This is a genomic window from Micromonospora foliorum (assembly GCF_022229015.1).
In the GTDB taxonomy this organism is placed as follows: Bacteria; Actinomycetota; Actinomycetes; order Mycobacteriales; family Micromonosporaceae; genus Micromonospora; species Micromonospora foliorum.
In genome coordinates this window covers 1-4,869 of sequence record NZ_JAKKFF010000484.1, presented here as the reverse complement: position 1 = coordinate 4,869, position 4,869 = coordinate 1, and the positions used below count along the sequence as shown (strand labels likewise).

Here is a 4,869-nt window from a genome sequence, read left to right as displayed (position 1 = left end):
CTCGCCGCGACCGCGTGTCACCGCGCGGCCCGTTGTGACGTCCTCGCTGCGCGTGTTCACCCTGCGACCTCCTCCGCCGCCACGTCCGGCACGTCGCCGGCCGTCGTCGAGCCGTCCGGCCCGGCCGCCACCACGGCCCGCACCCGCTGTGGGTCGGCCGCTGGTGCGCCCCGGCGCAACCATACGAAGAACTCCACGTTGCCGCTCGGCCCGGGCAGCGGGCTGGCCGCCACGTCGGCCAGCCCGAGGCCGAGCCGCGCGGCCGTCGCGGCCACGTCCAGCACCGCTTCGGCGCGCAACTCCGGATCACGGACCACACCGCCGGCGCCGACCCGGTCCTTGCCGACCTCGAACTGCGGCTTGACCATCAACGCCAGGTCGCCGTCGTCGCGGGTGCAGCCGGCCAGCGCCGGCAGCACCAGCCGCAGCGAGATGAACGACAGGTCGGCCACCGTGAGGTCGACCGGGCCACCGATCGCGTCGGCATCGAGGGTACGGACATTCGTGCGCTCCAGGACGCGGACCCGCTCGTTCGTGCGCAGCGGCCAGGCGAGTTGCCCGTAGCCGACGTCCACGGCCACCACCTCGGCCGCGTCGGCGCGCAGCAGCACGTCGGTGAACCCACCGGTCGACGCCCCCGCGTCCAGGCAGCGCCGCCCGGCGACGCGCAGCCCCCCGGGGGCGAACGCGGCCAGCGCGCCGGCGAGCTTGTGCCCGCCCCGGGAGACGTACTCCTCGGCCGGGTCCGCACCGGTGACCAGGAGCGGGTCGGCGGGGTCGACCATCGCGGCCGCCTTGCGGGCGACCACGCCCCGCAGTTGGACCCGGCCGGCCTCCACCAACGCGGCGGCCTGCTCACGGGAGCGGGCCAGACCGCGGCGGACGAGTTCGGCGTCCAGCCGGTTACGACGTGCCATGGATGTGGTTCTCCGGTCTGCTCAGGCCTGGTCGTCCCGCTCAGGTCTGGTCGATGGTGGCGAGGGTTTCTCGCAGCGTCTCGTAGGCCGCCTCGTACTGGGCGATCTGGTCGGCCGGAGCGAGCGTCGCCGCGTTGACGAGGGACCGCACGGCGGCGTCCACCGCCGGATGCCGTGGCTCGTCGTCCCCGAGGTCCGGCGGCGGCCCGGGGCGGGCACCCACCGGAGGACCCGGCCGGGCCGGAAAGGAGCCGCCGGCCGGCGGCGAGGGCCGGGCCGGAAACGAACCACCGGCCGGCGGACCGGGCCGGGCCGGAAAGGACCCGCCGGGCGGTGGACCGGGCCGGGTCATTCGGCGTCGTCCGGCCGCTGCTTGCCGACCGCCTTCTTGGCGGGCATCACGGCCGGCGTCGGGACGTCCTCGTCGGTGGTGCGGCTGATCGTCGCCGGCGGCTTCTTGGCGATGGCCTTCTTGGCGACCGCCTTCTTCGCCACGGCCTTCTTCGCCACCGGCGCGGAGACCGGGGCACCGGCCGAGCCGTCGGACGGCACGAGCCCGGCGCCGGGCCGCGCGGCGACGGTCGGGTCGGGTTGCGGCGTGGGACCGGCGGTCGACGCGTCGGCCGGCTCGGCGGACCGCGCCTCCCGTAGCTGCCGTTCCAGGTCGTGCACCCGCCGGGTCAGCTCGGCCACCTCGTCGGCGGTCGCCAGACCGACCGCGCCGAGGGCACGGTCGACCTCGAAACGCACCAGCTTGGTCAGTGCCTCCCGGTTGGCGGCGCCGGTGGTGACCAGTTCCTCGCCGAGGGCCTGGAGTTGGGCGGCGGTCGCGCCGCCGGAGCCGACGAGGCGACGTGCCACGTCCTGGGCCTTCTTCCGGGGCGCCTCCGCAAGGCCCATGGCCAGCTCGAGGTAGGCGCGCCACGCGTCCTGCATGCCTGAGTCCTTCCATGGGGCGGGGTGTGCAGGTGTCACGCTACCGGGCACCCCCGACCGACCCGTGCGGTACGGTGCCGAGGACGGCGTGGCGATCAGCGAGGGGGAGATGTGGCCAGCGTGGACGAGTGCCGGCAGGCGTTGCAGGAGCTGGCCGCACGATTGGATCGCAACGCCGAGACGGTCCGCGAACGGATCGACCTGGACCGGACGCTGGCCTGCCGGATCACCGACCTGAACACCGCGTTCCACGGCCGGATCACCGGCGGTCGACTGGTCGAGCTGACCGACGGCGACGACCCCAAGGCCAAGATCGCGCTGAGCACGTCCAGCGACGACCTGCTCGCCCTGGTCCGAGGCGACCTGGACGTCACCAGCGCGGTGACCTCCCGCCGGGTGTCGATCAAGGCCAACCCGTTCGACCTGCTCAAGTTGCGCAAGCTGCTCTGACGACCGCCCGGCTCAGGCCGCCGCGATCAGACCGAAACTCTCCACCGCGTGGGCCGCGTCCGGGCCCACCGGGCGGATCTTCGGCAGCGCCGGCACCGGCGCCGACCAGGCCACCGCGCAGAGCGCGGCCAGGGCGTCCAGCGGCCGACCGGTCCCGGCCAGCTCCAGCGTGCCGTCCCGGTCGGTCACGGACCAGCCGCCGGCGTCCGCCGGGCCCGGAACCCGCACGGCGGCAGCCGGGTCGAACAGCCCCGCCAGGTCCCTCGCGACGTGCGTGGGACGGCGCTGCGGCTCGGCGGCCAGAAGCTCCGGTACGCCGCTGACACCGGTGAGCACGAGCAGGCTGTCCAGCCCTGCCCGGCGAGCGCCCTCGATGTCGGTGTCCAGCCGGTCACCCACCACCAGGCTCCGCCCACCGCCACTGCGCCGGGCGGCGGTCTCGAACAGCGCCGGCTCCGGCTTGCCGACCACCACGTCGGGGTCGCGCTCCAGTGCCGTACGCAGCACGGCGACCAGCGAACCGTTGCCGGGCAGTGGGCCCCGCCCACTGGGCAGGGTCCGATCGGTGTTGGTGGCGATCCAGATCGCACCCGCCCGCACCGCGATCGACGCCTCGGCCAGCTCGGCCCAGCCGACCTGCGGGCCGTACCCCTGCACCACCGCCGCCGGCTTCTCGTCGGCCTGGGTGACCGGGGTCAGACCGACCGCGCGCAGCTCCGCGCGCAGCGCCTCCGCGCCGACCACCAGCACCGACGCGCCAGCGGGCAGCCGGTCGCGCAGCAACTCGGCCGAGGCGGCGGCGGAGGTGAGAACCTCCTCCGGCCGGGCCGGCACGCCCATCCCGGTCAGCAGGTCGGCGACCTCACTGGACCGGCGGGACGCGTTGTTGGTGGCGTACGCCACCGACCGTCCCTCGGCGTGCAGCCGGGCCACCGCCTCGACGGCGCCGGGGATCGGCCGGTCGATCAGGTAGATCACGCCGTCCAGATCGAAGACGACCAGGGTGTACCCGTCGACCAGCCGCTCCCCCACGCCCGCGCTCACCGCTGCGTCGAACCCGACTCGTCGTCCCGGGCCGGCACGTCGGCGTTCGCGTCGCTGTCCGCCGCGTCGCTGTCCGCCGCGTCGGCGGACGTCACGCCGCTGTCGCCAGCGGTGTCCGCGTCGGCGTTGCCGCTCTCGCTGGCGTGACGGTCCTCGTCCTCGTCGTCGAAGCCTTCGTCGTCGGCGGGACGGCCGACAGCGGCGTCCTCCTCGTCGTCGTCGTCGTCTTCGTCGTCGTCGTCGTCGTCGTCGTCTTCGTCGTCGTCGTCGTCGTCGTCGTCTTCGTCGTCGTCGTCGTCTTCGTCGTCGTCGTCTTCGTCGTCGTCGTCGTCTTCGTCGTCGTCGTCTTCGTCGTCGTCGTCTTCGTCGTCGTCTTCGTCGTCGTCGTCGTCGTTCTCGTCTGCGTCGTCGTTCTCGTCGCCGACGAGATCGGCGTCGGGTCGGGCCGGCACCGCGCCGGGAGCGCCCGGGCCTGCGGCGATCTCCTCGGCCTCGTCCTCGTCGTCACCCTCGATGACCACACCGTCGAGTTCGAGCAGCCGCTCGGCGGCGTCGGTCTCGCCCTCGGTGTCCACGTCGGCGGCGCGGGAGAACCATTCGCGGGCCTCCTCACGCCGGCCAACCGCGAGCAGCGCGTCGGCGTACGCGTACCGCAGCCGGGCCGTCCACGGCACGGTGGCCTCGCTGGTGAGGTCCGGGACCTGGAGCATCGCGACCGCGGCGTCCTTCTGCCCGAGGTCGCCCCGCGCTCCGGCGGCGACGATCAGCAGCTCGATCGCCACGGCCTGGTCCAGCTTCTCCCGGTCCGCGCCACGGAACAGGTCGATGGCCCGCTCCGGCCGGCCGAGAGCCCGCTCGCAGTCCGCGAGCACGGCCAGGTGGCTCTGCAACCCACTCATCCGGTGGTACGTGCGCAGCTCGGCGATAGCCGACTGCCACTCCCCCGCGTGGTACGCGGCCAGGCCGACCGCCTCACGGACAGCCGAGATACGCGACGCGAGCCGGCGGGCGGCCAGCGCGTGCGCCAACGCCTCGGCCGGATCCTCGTCGATCAGCTGTCCGGTCGCGACCAGGTGCCGGGCCACCGTCTCGGCGACCGGCTTGTTCAGCGAGAGCAGCTCAGCGCGGACGTCCTTGTCGAGGTCGGTCGCGACGATGTCGTCCGGCAGCGCCGGGGCCGAACTACGCCCGCCCTCGAACGACTCGGAGCCACCCGCGCGGTCATCGCGACGGAACTCCCCCTCGCGACGCGGCCGCTCGTCGGCCCGGGAACCCCCGGTACGCTCTCCGCCCCGGTAGCCGCCCTCACGGTCGCCACCCCGGAAGCCACCTTCACGCGGGGCGCTGGAACGCGAACCGTCCCGGTCACCACCCCGGAAGCCACCCTCACGGGGAGCGCCGGAACGCGAACCGTCCCGGTCGCCGCCACGGAAACCGCCCTCACGGGGAGCGCCGGAACGCGAACCGTCCCGGTCGCCGCCACGGAAGCCACCCTCACGGCGGTCGCCGCCCCGGAAACCAC

General features: G+C 74.4%; 5 protein-coding genes and 1 pseudogene. 1 reads left to right on the top strand and 5 read right to left on the bottom strand.

Features of this window, described 5'->3' with window-relative positions:
- Nucleotides 1–56 precede the first annotated feature (56 nt).
- From PSH25_RS28565 to PSH25_RS28555, 3 genes are all read right to left on the bottom strand, one after another.
- Nucleotides 57–917 carry a TlyA family RNA methyltransferase gene (locus tag PSH25_RS28565; protein ID WP_238661985.1) on the bottom strand — a complete coding sequence of 287 codons (861 nt, stop codon included), beginning with the start codon at nucleotides 915–917 and terminating at the stop codon, nucleotides 57–59.
- Nucleotides 918–957: 40 nt separating this feature from the next.
- Complete coding sequence (locus PSH25_RS34250) at nucleotides 958–1,140, bottom strand: hypothetical protein (RefSeq protein ID WP_372492867.1); 183 nt, start codon at nucleotides 1,138–1,140, stop codon at nucleotides 958–960.
- A 125-nt stretch (nucleotides 1,141–1,265) separates the two neighbouring features.
- Nucleotides 1,266–1,853, bottom strand: coding sequence for a phasin family protein (locus tag PSH25_RS28555; protein WP_238661983.1), 588 nt, complete (start codon nucleotides 1,851–1,853; stop codon nucleotides 1,266–1,268).
- 111 nt (nucleotides 1,854–1,964) lie between these two features.
- On the opposite strand from PSH25_RS28555, the gene PSH25_RS28550 reads away from it, so the two are divergent.
- Nucleotides 1,965–2,303, top strand: a complete 339-nt coding sequence (locus PSH25_RS28550; protein WP_238661982.1) for an SCP2 sterol-binding domain-containing protein — start codon at nucleotides 1,965–1,967, stop codon at nucleotides 2,301–2,303.
- Between the two features lie 12 nt (nucleotides 2,304–2,315).
- Here PSH25_RS28550 and PSH25_RS28545 read toward each other — a convergent pair whose 3' ends face one another.
- Nucleotides 2,316–3,347 (bottom strand): HAD-IIA family hydrolase, encoded by a 1,032-nt coding sequence (locus PSH25_RS28545; protein ID WP_238661981.1) that lies wholly within the window; start codon nucleotides 3,345–3,347, stop codon nucleotides 2,316–2,318.
- 421 nt (nucleotides 3,348–3,768) lie between these two features.
- Nucleotides 3,769–4,432, bottom strand: a pseudogene (locus PSH25_RS34245) (hypothetical protein); the annotation flags it as partial.
- Nucleotides 4,433–4,869 lie beyond the last annotated feature (437 nt).